This window comes from Mycobacterium sp. IDUB_24 (genome assembly GCF_055419385.1).
Map to the genome: position 1 here is coordinate 265,905 of NZ_JBVAXO010000004.1, position 15,808 is coordinate 281,712.

Consider the following 15,808-nt stretch of genomic DNA (forward strand, 5'->3'; position numbering starts at 1 on the left):
CAGTTTTGCGTCTGCTCGGCGGAGTCAGGACTGGGTGAACTCCGGGCGCCGGTTCTGCTGGAAGGCCTTGGTGCCCTCGCGGAAGTCGTCGGACACCAGCAGCTGCAGCTGGCCCTTGCGCTCGCGGGCGAAGGCGCCTTCGAGCTCGGTGAGCGTGGCCGCATTGACAGCCTGCTTGGTCTCGCGCAGCGCCACCGCCGGACCCGAGCGCAGCTTTGCGATGACCTTGTCCACCGCGGCGTCGAATTCCTCGGCCGGGTACACAGCGCTGATCAAACCCCAGTCGTAGGCGTCGGCAGCGGTGAGGCGATCCGCCAGCAGCGCGAGTCGCATGGCCCGGATCCGGCCGATGTTCGCGGCGACCAGAGCCGAGGCGCCGCCGTCGGGCATCAACCCGATCTTGGTGAACGCCAACAGGAAGAAGGCTGCCTCTGAGGCCAGCACGACGTCGCATGCCAGGGCCAGTGACACCCCGACGCCTGCGGCGGGTCCCTGGACGACGGCCACGACCGGCTTCGGCAGCGCCACGATGGAGGCGACGGCGCGGTTGGCCGCGTCGAGCACGCCTTCGGCGTCGTGACTCTTGGCGTTCTGGTCTTCCTCGCTGATGCCCGCGCCGGAGCTGAACCCGCGGCCCGCGCCGCCGAGGCGGACCACGCGCACTTCCGGGTCGGCGCCGGCGAGATCCATGGCATCGGCGATCGCCACGAGCATGTCCTGGGTCAGGGAGTTCAGGCTGTCGGGCCGGTTCAGCGTTACCGACAGCACACCGCCCTCGAGGGACACGGTCAGGTCTTTGACGTCGGGGTATTCGCGGGTCACGGTCATCTATGCACCTTAAGTCTGACGGGCCGAGAGCCGGTCCGGGCGGGGGCCGGCTATGGCCATGCCGGTCGAGAAGGTTATACAAGTAAGCTATGTCACCGGTCAACCAAGGCCTAACACGCGAAGGGCGGAAGAGCATGGCAGGACCACTGCAAGGTTTGCGCGTTGTGGAGTTGGCCGGTATCGGCCCGGGCCCGCATGCGGCGATGATTCTCGGCGATCTTGGCGCCGACGTCGTGCGCATCGAGCGGCCCGGTCGCAGCGGGGGAGTGCCCGCCGGTGATCGGGACTCGATGCTGCGCAACCGCCGTTCGGTGGCGGCAGATCTCAAGAGCGACGAGGGTCGCGAGCTGGTGCTCAACCTGATCTCGAAGGCCGACGTGCTGATCGAGGGCTACCGGCCCGGCGTCACCGAACGCCTGGGGCTGGGACCAGAAGATTGCGCCAAGGTCAACGACCGCCTGATCTATGCCCGGATGACGGGGTGGGGTCAGGACGGGCCGCGGGCCCTGCAGGCCGGCCACGACATCAACTACATCTCCCTCAACGGCCTGCTGCACGCGGTCGGCCGCAAGGGTGAGCGGCCGGTCCCACCGCTGAACCTCGCCGGTGACTTCGGTGGCGGCTCGATGTTCCTGCTCGTCGGCATCCTCTCTGCGCTGTTCGAGCGGCAGACCTCCGGCAAGGGACAGGTGATCGACGCGGCCATGGTCGACGGCTCGTCCGTGCTGATGCAGATGATGTGGGGTTTCCGCGCCAACGGCCTGTGGTCCGATGAGCGCGGCACCAACATGCTCGACACCGGCGCCCCCTACTACGACACCTATGAGACCGCCGACGGCAAATACATGGCCATCGGTGCGATCGAGCCGCAGTTCTACGCCGAACTGCTCAAGGGTCTGGGCCTCGACGGCGCCGACCTCCCGGCGCAGAACGACATGGCCCGCTGGCCCGAGCTGCGTGAAGCCTTCACCAAGGCATTCGCCGCGCACGACCGCGACCACTGGGCCAAGGTGTTCGCCGGTACCGATGCGTGTGCGACGCCGGTGCTGTCTTTCGCCGAGGTGCTCACCGAGCCGCACATCGCCGAGCGCGACACATTCTTCGATGACGAGGGGAACCTGCAGCCGATGCCGGCACCGCGGTTCTCGCGCAGCACCCCGGCGGTGCCGACCCCGCCGAGCCCGCGCGGCGCCGACACCGAATCGGTTCTGCGGGACTGGGTTTAGTTCAACCACATCAGTGGGTCGGCGCGACGCCGGCCGGAAAGGAATGCGGTAAGTGGAGATCAAAGATGCGGTAGCCGTCGTCACCGGCGGTGCCTCCGGCCTGGGCCTGGCCACCACCAAGCGGCTGCTGGACGCAGGCGCGCAGGTGGTCGTGATCGACCTCAAGGGCGAAGAGGTGGTGGCCGAACTGGGTGATCGGGCCAAGTTCGTCGCCACCGATGTCACCGACGAGGCGGGGGTGACCGAGGCGCTGGACGTCGCGGAATCGCTCGGCCCGGTGCGCATCAACGTCAACTGCGCCGGCATCGGCAATGCGATCAAGACTCTGTCCAAGAACGGGGCGTTCCCGCTCGACGGCTTCCGCAAGGTGGTCGAGGTCAACTTGATCGGCACGTTCAACGTGATCCGGCTGAGCGCTGAGCGCATCGCCAAGACCGAACCACTCAAGGGAGAAGAGCGCGGCGTCATCATCAACACCGCCTCCGTGGCGGCGTTCGACGGGCAGATCGGCCAGGCGGCCTACTCGGCGTCCAAGGGTGGTGTGGTCGGCATGACCCTGCCCATCGCGCGCGACCTCTCGCGTGAGCTGATCCGGGTTTGCACCATCGCGCCGGGTCTGTTCAAGACCCCGCTGTTGGGCTCGCTGCCCGAAGAGGCACAGAAGTCGCTGGGCCAGCAGGTGCCGCATCCGGCCCGGTTGGGCGATCCCGATGAGTACGGCGCCCTGGCCGTGCACATCGTCGAGAACCCGATGCTCAACGGCGAGGTCATCCGCCTCGACGGCGCTATCCGCATGGCTCCGCGATGAGCGCTTGCGCGAAGAGCCGAGTGAACAGATGAGCGCTTGCGCGAAGAGCAGAAAACACAGGAGAGAGTCCTAATGGCATTGAAGACGAAGTTCACCGAGACATTCGGGATCGAGCACCCCATCGTGCAGGGTGGCATGCAGTGGGTCGGCCGCGCCGAACTCGTTGCGGCTGTGGCGAATGCGGGGGCGCTGGGGTTTCTCACCGCGTTGACCCAGCCGACGCCTGCGGATCTGGCCAATGAGATCGCCAAGACCCGTGAGCTCACCGACAAGCCGTTCGGGGTGAACCTGACGATTCTGCCGACGATCAACCCGCCGCCGTATGACGAGTACCGCCAGGTGATCGTCGACTCCGGCATCAAGATCGTCGAAACCGCCGGCTCCAATCCGGCGCCGCACCTGCCGATGTTCCACGACAACGGCATCAAGGTGCTGCACAAGTGCACCTCGGTGCGCCACGGGGTCAAGGCGCAGAGCCTCGGTGTGGACGGCATCAGCATCGACGGGTTCGAGTGCGCCGGTCACCCGGGCGAGGACGACATCCCGGGCCTGGTGCTCATCCCGGCCGCGTCGGAGAAGATCGACATCCCGATGATCGCCTCGGGTGGTTTCGCCGACGCGCGTGGCCTGGTGGCCGCGCTTGCGCTGGGTGCCGACGGTGTCAACATGGGCTCGCGGTTCATGTGCACGGCCGAATCGGCGATTCATCAGAACGTCAAGCAAGCGATCGTGGCGGGCACCGAGTTGGACACTGAGCTGATCTTCCGCAGCCTGGGCAATACCGCACGGGTCGCGAGCAACACAGTCTCGCGTGAGGTGGTGCAGATCCTCAAGGACGGCGGCCAGTTCGAGGACGTGAAGGATCTGGTGGCCGGCAAACGCGGCGTGAAGGTCTATGAGATCGGTGATCTCGACGCAGGCATCTGGTCGGTCGGAACTTCGATGGGTCTGATCAACGACATCCCCACCTGCGGCGAACTCGTCTCGCGGATGGTGTCGGAGGCCGAGCTGCTGATCAGCGGGCGCCTGATGAACATGATCGGCGCGGACGAGGCCGAGTCGGAGAAAGAAACAGTCCTCGCCTGAAGCGAGGACTGCGGCCCGAAGCGGGCAAAGTCACGGCAAACTCTAGATGGGAAACGCGCGCCCTGAGGGCGCGCGTTTTCTCATACTGCGGTGGGCAGTTCTTGGTAGTCGTCAAACTGCTCCGAGGTGTCGCCCTCGACGAGGAAATCGCCGTGGTAGAGAGCCTCGAAGTCGACCTTGATGACATCTGCACTGGTGTCGTCGATCCACATGACACTGAGCGTATGGGTCACTATTAAGGAATCTTTGAGTTACGGTTCGGAAAATGGTGGCAATCCTACTTTTCGGTAGGTTTCTAGCCAGTAGGGCTTGTGACGTGGATGGGGTTGCTGGGGTACAGCGCGATCCAGGTCACCACGGCGGCTGCGACGCCGATCACCAATAGCCCGACCGCCGCCTTGGGCGACACCTTGGAGCGGCCGAATACCCGGTGATCGATCGAGAACGCACCGGCACCGGTGAACAACAGCGCTGCGGCGGCGAATGCGGCCAGGAACGGAACGTTGAAGGGCTGGGACCAGAAGGCGTCAGTCGCGACATTCACGGCCCAGGCGTCGACCATCGCGCCGATCACCGCGCAGGCTGCGAGCGGGGTGAGGATCCCGAGCAGCAGGCCGATGCCGCCCAGGGTTTCGGCCGCGGTCACCATGAACGCCCCGAATGCGGGGAGTCGCCACCCGCTGGACTCCATGAATTCCACCGCGGTGCCGAAATCGAATGCCTTGATCAGGCCGGCTTGGAGCATGGTTGCGCCGGTGGCGATGCGCATGATGAGCAATCCGGTATCGGTCATACGGGTGGTCGCGGTATCGGCGTCGGTGGTGATCGTCATGCCTAATTAGACGCACAGACGCCCCCGAATTCATCGCGGCACGTCGGGGTGAACCCTTCGGTGCCGGTCGTCGTGTGTAGAGCGAGGCCTACGTTGACGCTGGAAACTTACCGTTGTTAACTTAACGGCGATACCCATTGGGGAAGGACACCACGTGCTGCATCGAATCGCTCGTCTTGCCATCGCAGCCCCGCGACGTGTGCTCGTGGTGGCGGCGTTGGTCATGGTGGCTGCGGGCATCTTCGGCATCCCGGTGGCGAACAACCTGTCGGCCGGCGGTTTCCAGGACCCGACGTCGGAGTCGGCACGGGCCACCCAGCTGCTGTCGGACAAGTTCGCCCGCGGCGACATGCAGTTGGTCATCAGCGTCACCGATGACAACGCTGGGGCGAACGGCACGGCCGCCCTGGCTGCGGGAACCGAGATCGCCGGCCGGCTCAAGGCATCGCCGTACGTGACCGAGGTCAGCTCGGCCTGGACCTTGCCGCCGCCCGCGGCAGCCACATTGATCAGTAAGGACGGCAAGACCGGGCTCATCCTGGCCGGAATCACCGGCGGGGAGAGCGGCGCCCAGAAACACGCCAAGGAACTCACCGATCAACTGGTGCACGACCGCAAAGGTGTGACCGTGCGGGCCGGTGGCGAGGCGATGATCTACGTCCAGATCAACGGCCAGAGCGAAAAAGACCTCCTGATGATGGAATCCATCGCGATTCCGCTGAGCTTCCTCGTGCTGGTGTGGGTGTTCGGCGGACTCCTCGCCGCCGCGCTGCCGCTGGCGGTCGGCGGATTCGCGATCCTCGGATCGTTGGCGGTGCTGCGCGGGTTCACGATGGTCACCGACGTCTCGATCTTCGCGCTCAACCTCACCGTCGCCATGGGGCTCGCGCTGGCCATCGACTACACCCTGTTGATCGTCAGCCGGTACCGCGACGAACTTGCCGACGGTGTCGATCCGGACCGCGCATTGGTACGCACCATGGTCACGGCCGGGCGCACGGTGCTGTTCTCGGCGATGACGGTGGCGCTGTCGATGGTGGCGATGGTGCTGTTTCCGATGTACTTCCTCAAGTCGTTCGCCTACGCGGGGATCGCGGTGGTGGCGTTGGCGGCATTCGCGGCCATCGTGGTGGCCCCGGCGGCCATCGCGCTGCTGGGTGATCGACTGGACGCCTACGACGTGCGCCGGTTCATCCGTCGGCTCCTCGGGCGGCCCGAACCCGTGGCCAAGCCCGTCGAGCAGACCTTCTGGTACCGGACGACCAAGCGCGTCATGCGGCGCTCGGTTCCGGTCGGACTCGCCGTCATCGCACTGCTACTGATGTTGGGCGCACCGTTCCTCGGCATCAAGTGGGGTTTCCCCGACGACCGGGTGCTGCCGTCTTCGGCGTCGGCCCGTCAGGTCGGCGACGAGTTGCGCAACGACTTCGCCGTCGACTCCTCGACCGCCGTCACCGTGGTGCTTCCCGACGTGACGGGGCTGCCGCCCGCCGAGATCGACCGCTACGCAAGTGATCTGTCACGGGCCGCCGGTGGTGCCTCGGTGTCGTCACCCGGCGGCACGTTCGTCGACGGTAGCCGGGTCGGACCGCCGACCTCTGGAACTGGAATGACCGACGGCAGTGCCTATCTCACCGTCGGTAGCCATGTGCCGTTGTTCAGTGACGCCTCTGAGGCACAACTCGACGCGCTGCACGCCGTGCCCGCGCCGGCCGGGGTGCAGTTCACCGGCATCGCGCAGGTCAACCGGGACAGCTCAGATGCGATTACGTCGCGGTTGCCGCTGGTGCTCGGCATCATCGCCGCGATCACTTTCATCCTGCTGTTCCTGCTCACCGGCAGCGTCGTGCTTCCGCTGAAAGCGTTGGTGCTCAACGTGTTGTCCCTGTCGGCGGCGTTCGGTGCGCTGGTGTGGATCTTCCAGGACGGTCACCTGGGTGCGCTGGGCACCACGTCGACGGGCACCTTGGTGGCCAACCTGCCGGTGTTGTTGTTCTGCATCGCATTCGGGCTGTCGATGGACTACGAGGTGTTCCTGGTCTCGCGGATCCGCGAGTACTGGTTGCAGCCCGGCAGCGACAGCGAGATGTCCCAGCGGGAACGGAATGACGAGAGCGTTGCGCTCGGACTGGCCCGCACCGGCCGGGTGGTGACGGCCGCCGCGCTGCTGATGTCGATCTCGTTCGCGGCGCTGATCGCTGCGCAGGTGGCCTTCATGCGGATGTTCGGCCTGGGCCTGACCATTGCGGTCCTCGTCGACGCCACCTTGGTGCGCATGCTGTTGGTACCGGCATTCATGCACCTGATGGGGCAGTGGAACTGGTGGGCGCCGGCACCGTTGGCCCGGTTACACAAGCGAATCGGGATCAGTGAGTCAGGTCCTGGCGAGCTGGACCCTAACGGGCCGGGTGATGCTCCCGGAGGCGGGAAAAAACGCCAACCTGCCGGGGCCGGTGTTACGGACGTCGGCTAGTGGCGATCCAACCCTGTAAACGACGCCGCGCCCCGCGCGGTTCCGGTGAGCTTCTGCGTGATCAGATCCTTGACGCCACAACCGAATTACTGCTGGAGACCGGCCATGCCAAGGCCGTGTCGATCCGGTCGGTGGCCCAGCTCGTCGGGGTCACCCCGCCGTCGATCTACCTGCACTTCGCCGACAAGGACACGCTGCTGGACGCGGTGTGCTCGCGGTACTTCGAGAAACTCGACGAGGAGATGCAGCGGGCTTCCCAAAAGGCCGGAGCCGATCGCTCCTCAATGATCGAGGTGCTGCGTGCTCAGGGCCACGCCTACGTGAACTTCGCCAGGCGCACACCCGAGTTGTACCGATTGGCCACGATGGGTGAGGGCCGGCCCGGCAGCGACGTCGACACCGCGCTGAACAGCTCGGCGTTCCAGCACATGCGGGCGGCCATCGACGCACTGATCACCGAGGGGATCTACCCGCCCGGGGACGCCACGACGATGGCCCTCGAACTGTGGACTGCAGCGCACGGGGTGGCCGCGCTGCTGATCTCCAAACCCTATCTGCCGTGGGGCGACGCCGAGGAGTTCACCGATCGCGTGCTGCGGGCGGTCTGTACCGGTCAGATCGTCTCGGGGATGATCGGGACTGATCTCGAGCCGTTGGAGACCATCGCAAGGTTGAAGGGATTTGCCAGTGAATACGCCGACGGAGGAGCACCGTGACTGACCGGACCGTGGACAACCCGTTCTTTGCCCGGGTGTGGAAGACCCTGTCCAGTTCGGAGCCGGCGGCGCTGCGTCGACTGCGCAGTGACAACCTCGCCGGCCTCAGTGGGCGGGTGTTGGAGATCGGCGCGGGCACCGGGACGAACTTCGCCTTGTATCCGTCGACGGTCACCGAGGTGGTCGCCATCGAGCCAGAACGTCATCTTGCCGAAGTGGCCCGCGGCGCGGCGGCACTGGCCCCGGTGCCGGTGACCGTCACCAGTGACACCGCCGAGAAATTCAGCAGTGCAGAGCCGTTCGATGCCGTGGTCTGTTCACTGGTGCTGTGCTCGATCGATCAGCCGGATGCGGTTCTACGTCAGCTGTTTTCGATTGTCCGGCCGGGCGGGGAGTTGCGGTACCTGGAGCATGTCGCCGGCAGTGGCTGGCGGGCCGGGATGCAGCGCGTGGCAGATGCCACCGTCTGGCCGCGGTTGTTCGGCAATTGCCACACCCATCGGCACACCGAGCAATCCATCGCTGGTAGCGGATTCCAGGTTGAGGTTGCGCACCGTGAACTTGCGATGCCGGCCTGGGTGCCGCTGCCGGTGACGGAGTTCGCGATCGGGCGCGCAGTCCGGCCTGCCTAGCCGGCGTCGCGACTACCGAGGAGCGTAGGCAACCGCTGCAGCAGGTTCGGCAGAGTGCCGGCCGCGGTCTCACGCAGGGAAACCGTGGCACTGTCGGACAGCGGTGTGCGTTCCGGATTGACCTCGATCACCACGGTGCCCGCGGCCACGGCCGCCTCGGCCAGGCCCGCGGCCGGATAGACGACCGAGCTGGTGCCCACCACGATCACCACATCGGCGTTGCCGACCGCCAGTACTGACCGTTGCCAGGCGTCGTCGGGCAGCGGCTCACCGAACCACACCACGCTCGGGCGGATCAGGCCGCCGCACGGGCAGACCGGGGGTTCGATCGTCTCGACCGGCTCCGGCATCTCGGGCAGGTTGCCCTCGAACCTCGAACCGCATGCATCGCAACGGAACTCGAACAAATTGCCGTGCAGGTGATAGACGTTGGTGCTTCCGGCGCGCTCGTGCAGGTTGTCGACGTTCTGGGTGATGACGTGCACGTCGGCGAAGTCCTGCCAGGCGGCCACGGCCCGATGCCCGTCGTTGGGCTGCACGTGGGACATCATGTAGTGGCGCCACAGATACCAGGCCCAGACTTTCTCCGGATGCCGCTGCCAGCCTTCGATGCTGGAAATCTCGTACGGATCTACTTTTGCCCACAGGCCCGTCTCGACGTCACGGAACGTGGGGACACCGCTTTCTGCCGAGATCCCGGCACCACTGAGGACAGTCACTTGCACATCACCAACGTAGTCGGTTTGGGTGATACTGAGGATGTGGTCGAGTTGGGGGATTGGGTTCTGATTGATTCGAGCGGGGATAAACCGTTGTTCGATCAACTCAGGATCCAGATTATCGAGGGCATTCGCCAGGGGCACCTGACGCCGGGTACCCGGCTGCCTACGGTGCGTGAACTGGCAGGCAAGGTGGGGCTTGCAGTGAACACCGTGGCCAGGGCGTATCGGGAGTTGGAGTCGGCGGGGGTGTTGGAGACCCGGGGGCGGTACGGCACATTCGTCGCACGGGCCGATCCGGCCGATGCCGCGATGGCCGCCGCCGCGCATTCGTTCGCCGAGGCCGCCCATGCGTTGGGGATCGGCAAAGCCGATGCGCTGCGTTATCTGGACACCGCATTCGATTGATCGGCTCGGCCGATGCATTCGATTGATCGGGCGCCGGATCACCCGGTCCGGTTGCCGTGCCAGCGGAGCACATCGAGTGCGACAGCCACCGCGACGCTGTTTTCGGCAAGCGGGCGCGGCAGGAGTTCGTCGGCGCGGGCCAGTCGGCGCAGCAGCGTATTGCGATGCAGATACAGCCGCGCCGCGGCGCGCGAGGCGTTGCACTGTTCGTTGACGAATACCCGTACGGTTTCCTGCAATTCAGGGTCGGCGGTCTCTAGGCCGCCAAGGTTGCGGTTGACGAACTCGGCGGCGCGATCGGGGTCAGCGGTGGTCAGGGCGACCAGCTCGACGTCGGCGAACCGCGCGATCTGCTGTGTGGAGTGCAGCCGGGCCATCATCTGCTGTGTGGTGATCGCATCGAAGTGGCTGCGCCGGAACCCATCCAGACCGTCGGCTGTCGGACCGATGGCGATCCGGACACCGTCCAGGTCCCCGGCGGCGCGGATCAGCGCCTGGTAGCCGTCCCGGATGTCGGCGCTACCCGCCGCCCACACCCAGCGGGTGGCGGTGCTGGCCAGCACGCTCAACGGCCGCGGATCACCGCAGTCGCCGCCGAACGCCTCGGCGGCCCGGTCCAACCCGGACAGGTCGCCCGCGGAGTCTTCGCTCCAGATCACCGCCGCGGTATGGGTCCCGGTCAGCGCATGGCCCAGGCGCGCCTCTGCACGCTGCCGGGGGATCGGTGCGCCCTCGAGCAGTAGTGCGACGGTCTCGCGCCGCTCGGCGTGGGTGCCGCGGGTCAGGTCGTCGCGTTCCAGGTCGATCTGGGTGGCGATCCCGGCCAGCGTGGCGTCGACGAACGCGCTGATGGACTGTGAGCACACGTCCAACATCTCGTGCAGTTCGGCCGGGTCGGACGTGAGCTCGAAGGCGATCTCCATGAGGCGACGCCACGCCACGCCCTCGCCGACCCGGTAGGCATCGAGTGGAAACCCGCTGACGCCGCGCCGCACCAGCTCTCGCGCGATGCTCAGCGGCTCCGGTCCGGTGTTCGGCGGTACCGGCGCGCCCGGATCGCGCACATTCGCCGTGCCCCAGAAGAACAGGTTGGCATGGTTGCTGCGCACGACTGCGGCGGCGAGCTCGGGGTCGGACGCGATCGTCGGACTGGCGGCAAGTACTGCGGCGTCGAATTCGTCGAGCCATTCCGGGCGGGGGTTGAGGACAGTCTGCGCGCATTGCCGGATCAGGTCCTGCACCCGCGGTGAAGGAGGCTGCCACACCATCACCCCAGGGTAGAGCGGTGGTGCAAAGTGCACCACCACAAGCGCGATAATTGGCACTTCCGACCTTGGGTGACGGTGGTCTGACCGCCACCATTGAGACATGACCCACACCGATCACGTCGACGTACTCATCATCGGCGCCGGTATTTCCGGCATCGGTGCCGCCTACTACCTGCAGCGCGAGCACCCGGAGCGCAGCTACACGATCCTGGAGGCCCGCGGCGCCGCAGGTGGCACCTGGGACCTGTTCCGCTACCCCGGAATCCGGTCGGACTCCGACCTGCATACCTTCGGCTACGAGTTCAAGCCGTGGCGCGACGAGCATGCCATCGCCACGGCCGACAAGATCCTGGCCTACCTGCACGAGACCGTCTCCGAAAACGGCATCGGCAGCCACATCCGGTTCCACCACAAGGTGCTCGGCGCGGCCTGGAATTCCGCGACGGCCACCTGGACCGTTGACATCGAGCGGACCGACAGCGACGGCGCGGATCCAGAACTCGTGCAGATCTCGGCGAACTGGCTGTTCTGCGGTGGTGGCTACTACCGCTACGACCAGGGCTACACCCCGCACTTCGAAGGTCAGGACCGGTTCACCGGGCGGATCGTGCACCCCCAGCACTGGCCCGAGGACCTCGACTACACCGGCAAGAAGGTCGTCGTCATCGGTAGTGGTGCCACCGCGGTGACGCTGGTGCCGTCGATGGCGCCGACCGCCGAGCACGTGACCATGCTGCAACGCTCACCCACCTACGTGCTCCCCGTCCCGGCCAAGGACGCCTTCGCCAACACCGCCAGGCGGTTGCTGGGCGATCGCCTGGGCTATGCGGCGGCCCGGCGCAAGAACGTCATCAAGCAGCGCTCCGTCTACACGCTGTGCCAGAAGTACCCGACCGCCGCTCGCTGGGTGATCCAGAAGATCAACGCCAGCAAGTTGCCCGACGGATACCCCGTCGACGAGCACTTCGCGCCCCGCTACAACCCGTGGGACCAGCGACTGTGCGCGGTGCCCGACGGCGACCTGTTCAAGGCCATCAGCAATGGCAGCGCCTCGGTGGTCACCGACCGCATCGCCACGTTCACCGAGACCGGAATCCTGTTGGAATCGGGGCGGGAACTCGATGCCGACATCATCGTCACCGCAACGGGTCTCAACATTCAGCTGTTCGGCGGAATGTCGCTGACCATAGATGGCCAACCGGTAGACCTCGCCGACACCGTCGCCTACAAGGGCATCATGCTCTCGGGCGTGCCGAACTTCGCCTTCGCCTTCGGTTACACCAACTCGTCGTGGACGCTCAAAGTCGGGTTGCTCTGCGAGCATTTCTGCCGACTGTTGAAGCACATGGACGCCAACGGTTTTGACGCCGTGCAACCGGAGTTCACCGGCGGTCAGACCCGACCGCTCCTGGAATTCGGTGCCGGGTACGTCCAGCGTGCGATCGACGAGATTCCCCGCCAGGGCGTCGACGGACCGTGGCAGATGACGATGAACTACACCGTGGACGCCGAGACCCTGCGTAACGGGCCCGTCGTAGACTCCGCGCTGCGGTTCGGATCCCGGCGTACGGCCCTTGCCGACCCGGCAGCCCAACTCGTTCCCTGAGGCTGATTCTCAGGGACAGCTCACGTCCCGTGGCTAAGCTCACGCCCATGGATACGTTCTCACCGGCGCTGCCACCGGACATCGCCGGCGTGTCCTCCGCCGTCGGCGCGGAACTGCCACCCGGGCCCGTTCCCGGTCGGCCCTACGCGCTCCCGGCAGACGTGCTGGCCGAACAGTACGGGCCCCTGTTCTACGCGGACTTCACCGGCAGCCGGCGGCTGTATGCGTGCTCGCTGGCGTTGATCGACGAACTCTGTGACGAGACACGGTTCGAAAAGGGCATCACCGACCGGCTGGACCGCTTCCGGACCTTGGTCGGCAACGGTCTGTTCACCTCGTATCCCGGTGAAAATGGTTGGCAGCAGGCACATGACGTCCTGATGCCCGGTTTCAGCTTCAGCGGTCTGCGCAGCTACCACCCGGCCATGCTCGATATCAACCGTCAGCTCATCGCGCTGTGGGATGAAACCGCCGGAGCGGTCGGGCCGCGGTTGGTTGATGTCGCGGGCGATCTGGCGAAGCTGGCCATGGACACCGTGGGTCTGGCCGGATTCGGGGCGCGGTTCGACTCTTATCACCAGGACGGGCTGGCCGACATCCCGTCCAGCTTCGCGTCTGCGCTGGCACAGATCATCACCCCGGGCGGTGGCGACCGGGCGGTCTTCGCCGTCGAACGCGACAAGCTGTTCGCCTTCATCGACGAGTTGATCGCCGGGCATCGCGCGGGCGCGGTCGATCTGGACGATCTGCTCGCTCTGATGCTCGAACCGGGCGCCGACGGTGCACCGCGCCTCGATCACGACAGCGCCCGCAACCAGATCCTGACATTCCTGATCGCCGGGCAGGACACCACCTCGACCCTGATGCCGACGGCTTTGTACAGCATCGTCAAGGATCCCGCGGTGCTGCACCGGGCCTGCCTCGAGGTGGATGGATTGTTCGGGACGGACGACGATCATGTGCCCGCGTTCGACGAGATCGGCAAGCTCACCTACATCCGTCAGATCGTCGACGAGACGTTGCGGCTGTCCCCGCCGGTCCGGGAATTCGACCGGATGGCATTGGCGGACACCGTCATCGGCGGCCGGTATCCGGTGCGCAAGGGTGAGGTCGTCACGGTGATGACCTCGGCGCTGCACCGGCAGCCCGAGTGGGGGGACAACGTCGAGTTGTTCGACCCGGACCGGTTCGGCGCCGAGCGGGCCGCCGGGCGTCCGGTCAACCTGTTCAAGCCTTTCGGCACCGGTGCCCGGTCCTGTATCGGCCGTCAGTTCGCCTTGCACGAGGCGACCATGGCGCTGGCCACCCTGGTGCACCGGTATCGCTTCCTGGACGTCGACCACTACCAGTTGCGCACTCACAGCGATCTCCTGCGCAAGCCGGTCGGATTCCACCTGCAATTGGTGCGGCGGACACCGCAGGACCGCCGGCACGTCGCCGGTCCCGTTGCGGAATCGTCGACGCCGAGGCCGCGCGCAGTCGCCGCGCCCGGTGCGAAAGTGACCGTGCTGCACGGCTCCAACCTCGGCAACTGCCGATCGCTGGCGCAGCAGCTGGCGGACGAGGCCACCGATCTGGGTTATCAGACCACCGTGGCCGCCCTTGACACAGCGGCGGGAGCACTGCCCGGCGAGGGGGCGCTGGTGGTGGTCGCCGCATCGTACAACGGGCAACCTACGGACGACGCACGGCAATTCGTCGAATGGCTGGACGATCCCGAGACCAAACCGCAGCCGGTGATTCCGTATGCGATCCTCGGGGTCGGCGACCGGAACTGGGCCGAAACGTACCAGACCATTCCGAAGCATATCGATCAGCGGCTGTCGGAACTGGTTGGCCCACCGCTCATTCCGCGTGGCGAGGCGGACACTTCGGGCGATTTCGCCGGGACCGTCGAAGACTTCTCCGCAACGCTGTGGGAAGCCCTCGCTCCCACCGGCGGCGCGGCGGTGGCCGCCGAGGGCACCGATGGTGAGCCCCTGTACGCACTGCGTGCCATCGACGGGCCGGTGACGTCGGCGATCGATGCGCGTTTCGAGGTGCAGCCGGCCACCGTGCTCGAGAACGTGGCATTGGTCGACGACCGCGACATGGGAAATGCCAAGCGGCTGATCCGGATAGCGCTTCCCGACGAACTCGAATACCAGACCGGCGATCACCTCACGGTCCTGCCCGACAACAGCCCCGAGGCCGTGGACGAGGTCGCCGCATTGCTGGAATTGCGGCTCGACCGCCGGATCTCGATCAATCCGCGGCGCAGCACCCGCCGTGCCATCGCCGTCGACCGTGAAGTCAGCGTGCGTGAGCTGCTCACCCATTTCGTCGAACTCCGCAAGCCGGCCAGCCGCAGTCAGCTGCTGCGCCTGGCGGCAGCCAATCCGTGCCCGCCGGAACGGTCGGCCTTGACCGAACTCGCCGAGCATCACGAGACCCGTGCCATGTGCGTCACCGAATGTCTGGCTGAATTCCCGGCGACCGAACTGTCGCGGGCCCAACTGCTGGAGCTGTTCGAGCCGATGGCGCCCCGGCACTACTCGATCGCTTCCTCCGCCCGCCGGGTGCCGCGTGAGGTCGAACTGGTGGTCAGCGTGCTCGAGGGACCGGCCCGTTCCGGCTACGGTGTGTTCCGTGGCGTGTCGTCGAGTTACCTCGCCGAAGCCGTACCGGGACAACAGATCCGGATGCGAGTGGACAGCGCGCGCCGAGCATTTCGGGCCGGCGCCGAGCCCGCGAAGAACGTCATCCTGGTCGCCGCCGGAACCGGGGTCGCCCCGTTCCGGGGATTCATCGGGGACCGGCTGGCGGCGCAGGCCGCGGGCGAACCGTTCACGTCGGCATTGTGTTTCTTCGGGGTACGTCACCCGGATGTCGACTATCTGTTCCGCGACGAGATCGAGTCGGCCGAACAGGCCGGCGTGTTGCGGATGCGCCCGGCGTTCTCGCGGCGGCCCGAAGACGAGGTCCGGTACGTGCAGGACCGGATCATCGCCGACGCCGACGAAGTCTGGACGATGCTGGGAGACCCGGATATGGACGCCCACGTGTACGTCTGTGGCGACGGTGCCCGGATGGCTCCCGCGGTGCGCGGGGCATTCCGCGATATCTACCGCCGTAACAGCGGCGCTGACGAAGACGCCGCGGTGCGCTGGCTGGCCGATCTGGTCAGTTCAGATCGTTACGTCGAGGACGTGTGGGCGCAGTAGGCG

General features: G+C 66.2%; 14 protein-coding genes. 9 read left to right on the forward strand and 5 right to left on the reverse strand.

Annotation, left to right across the window (positions count from 1 at the left end):
* Positions 1-24: 24 nt before the first annotated feature.
* Positions 25-828: an enoyl-CoA hydratase gene (locus ACZYZF_RS16660; RefSeq protein ID WP_463746343.1), complete on the reverse strand. Its 804-nt coding sequence runs from the start codon at positions 826-828 to the stop codon at positions 25-27.
* A gap of 134 nt (positions 829-962) precedes the next feature.
* Here ACZYZF_RS16660 and ACZYZF_RS16665 point away from each other — a divergent pair, with 134 nt between their 5' ends.
* From ACZYZF_RS16665 to ACZYZF_RS16675, 3 genes are all read left to right on the forward strand, one after another.
* The gene (locus ACZYZF_RS16665; protein ID WP_463746344.1) at positions 963-2,054 is read left to right on the forward strand and encodes a CaiB/BaiF CoA transferase family protein; all 1,092 of its coding nucleotides are present in this window, start codon (positions 963-965) and stop codon (positions 2,052-2,054) included.
* Positions 2,055-2,106: 52 nt separating this feature from the next.
* Positions 2,107-2,862: a 3-hydroxyacyl-CoA dehydrogenase gene (locus tag ACZYZF_RS16670; RefSeq protein ID WP_463746345.1), complete on the forward strand. Its 756-nt coding sequence runs from the start codon at positions 2,107-2,109 to the stop codon at positions 2,860-2,862.
* Positions 2,863-2,934: 72 nt separating this feature from the next.
* On the forward strand, positions 2,935-3,948 hold the full coding sequence (locus tag ACZYZF_RS16675) for an NAD(P)H-dependent flavin oxidoreductase (RefSeq protein ID WP_463836316.1): 1,014 nt from the start codon (positions 2,935-2,937) through the stop codon (positions 3,946-3,948).
* 80 nt (positions 3,949-4,028) lie between these two features.
* On the opposite strand, the gene ACZYZF_RS16680 is transcribed toward ACZYZF_RS16675, so the two are convergent.
* Positions 4,029-4,160: a hypothetical protein gene (locus tag ACZYZF_RS16680; RefSeq protein ID WP_088305117.1), complete on the reverse strand. Its 132-nt coding sequence runs from the start codon at positions 4,158-4,160 to the stop codon at positions 4,029-4,031.
* 83 nt (positions 4,161-4,243) lie between these two features.
* On the reverse strand, positions 4,244-4,780 hold the full coding sequence (locus tag ACZYZF_RS16685; protein ID WP_463746347.1) for a DoxX family protein: 537 nt from the start codon (positions 4,778-4,780) through the stop codon (positions 4,244-4,246).
* 154 nt (positions 4,781-4,934) lie between these two features.
* Between ACZYZF_RS16685 and ACZYZF_RS16690 the strand changes: the two genes are divergently transcribed.
* From ACZYZF_RS16690 to ACZYZF_RS16700, 3 genes are read left to right on the forward strand one after another with little or no spacing between them, the layout of a single operon-like run.
* On the forward strand, positions 4,935-7,253 hold the full coding sequence (locus ACZYZF_RS16690; protein ID WP_463746348.1) for an MMPL family transporter: 2,319 nt from the start codon (positions 4,935-4,937) through the stop codon (positions 7,251-7,253).
* Positions 7,253-7,969 carry a TetR/AcrR family transcriptional regulator gene (locus ACZYZF_RS16695; RefSeq protein ID WP_463746349.1) on the forward strand — a complete coding sequence of 239 codons (717 nt, stop codon included), beginning with the start codon at positions 7,253-7,255 and terminating at the stop codon, positions 7,967-7,969. The genes ACZYZF_RS16690 and ACZYZF_RS16695 overlap by 1 nt, the downstream gene beginning before the upstream one ends.
* Entirely contained in the window at positions 7,966-8,601 is a 636-nt protein-coding gene (locus tag ACZYZF_RS16700; RefSeq protein ID WP_463746350.1) for a class I SAM-dependent methyltransferase, read from the forward strand. Before ACZYZF_RS16695 ends, ACZYZF_RS16700 begins: the two co-directional genes overlap by 4 nt.
* Here ACZYZF_RS16700 and ACZYZF_RS16705 read toward each other — a convergent pair.
* A complete protein-coding gene (locus ACZYZF_RS16705) occupies positions 8,598-9,326 on the reverse strand; it encodes an NAD-dependent deacylase (protein WP_463836317.1) in 729 nt (242 codons plus the stop codon). The two genes, ACZYZF_RS16700 and ACZYZF_RS16705, sit on opposite strands and share 4 nt — an antisense overlap.
* Before the next feature lie 36 nt (positions 9,327-9,362).
* Here ACZYZF_RS16705 and ACZYZF_RS16710 point away from each other — a divergent pair, with 36 nt between their 5' ends.
* The gene (locus ACZYZF_RS16710) at positions 9,363-9,728 is read left to right on the forward strand and encodes a GntR family transcriptional regulator (RefSeq protein ID WP_463746571.1); all 366 of its coding nucleotides are present in this window, start codon (positions 9,363-9,365) and stop codon (positions 9,726-9,728) included.
* A 38-nt stretch (positions 9,729-9,766) separates the two neighbouring features.
* Here the strand turns inward: ACZYZF_RS16710 and ACZYZF_RS16715 are convergent, their stop codons facing one another.
* A complete protein-coding gene (locus ACZYZF_RS16715; protein ID WP_463746352.1) occupies positions 9,767-10,996 on the reverse strand; it encodes an Rv1453 family transcriptional regulator in 1,230 nt (409 codons plus the stop codon).
* A gap of 100 nt (positions 10,997-11,096) precedes the next feature.
* Between ACZYZF_RS16715 and ACZYZF_RS16720 the strand changes: the two genes are divergently transcribed.
* Positions 11,097-12,602: a flavin-containing monooxygenase gene (locus ACZYZF_RS16720; RefSeq protein ID WP_463746353.1), complete on the forward strand. Its 1,506-nt coding sequence runs from the start codon at positions 11,097-11,099 to the stop codon at positions 12,600-12,602.
* Between the two features lie 47 nt (positions 12,603-12,649).
* The gene (locus ACZYZF_RS16725) at positions 12,650-15,805 is read left to right on the forward strand and encodes a bifunctional cytochrome P450/NADPH--P450 reductase (protein WP_463836318.1); all 3,156 of its coding nucleotides are present in this window, start codon (positions 12,650-12,652) and stop codon (positions 15,803-15,805) included.
* The last annotated feature ends 3 nt before the right edge of the window (positions 15,806-15,808 follow it).

Coding starts and splice junctions, on each gene's coding strand:
- ACZYZF_RS16660 (WP_463746343.1), bottom strand. CDS start 828: ATGACCGTGACCCGCGAATACCCCGACGTCAAAGACCTGACCGTGTCC.
- ACZYZF_RS16665 (WP_463746344.1), top strand. CDS start 963: ATGGCAGGACCACTGCAAGGTTTGCGCGTTGTGGAGTTGGCCGGTATC.
- ACZYZF_RS16675 (WP_463836316.1), top strand. CDS start 2,935: ATGGCATTGAAGACGAAGTTCACCGAGACATTCGGGATCGAGCACCCC.
- ACZYZF_RS16680 (WP_088305117.1), bottom strand. CDS start 4,160: ATGTGGATCGACGACACCAGTGCAGATGTCATCAAGGTCGACTTCGAG.
- ACZYZF_RS16685 (WP_463746347.1), bottom strand. CDS start 4,780: ATGACGATCACCACCGACGCCGATACCGCGACCACCCGTATGACCGAT.
- ACZYZF_RS16715 (WP_463746352.1), bottom strand. CDS start 10,996: ATGGTGTGGCAGCCTCCTTCACCGCGGGTGCAGGACCTGATCCGGCAA.
- ACZYZF_RS16720 (WP_463746353.1), top strand. CDS start 11,097: ATGACCCACACCGATCACGTCGACGTACTCATCATCGGCGCCGGTATT.
- ACZYZF_RS16725 (WP_463836318.1), top strand. CDS start 12,650: ATGGATACGTTCTCACCGGCGCTGCCACCGGACATCGCCGGCGTGTCC.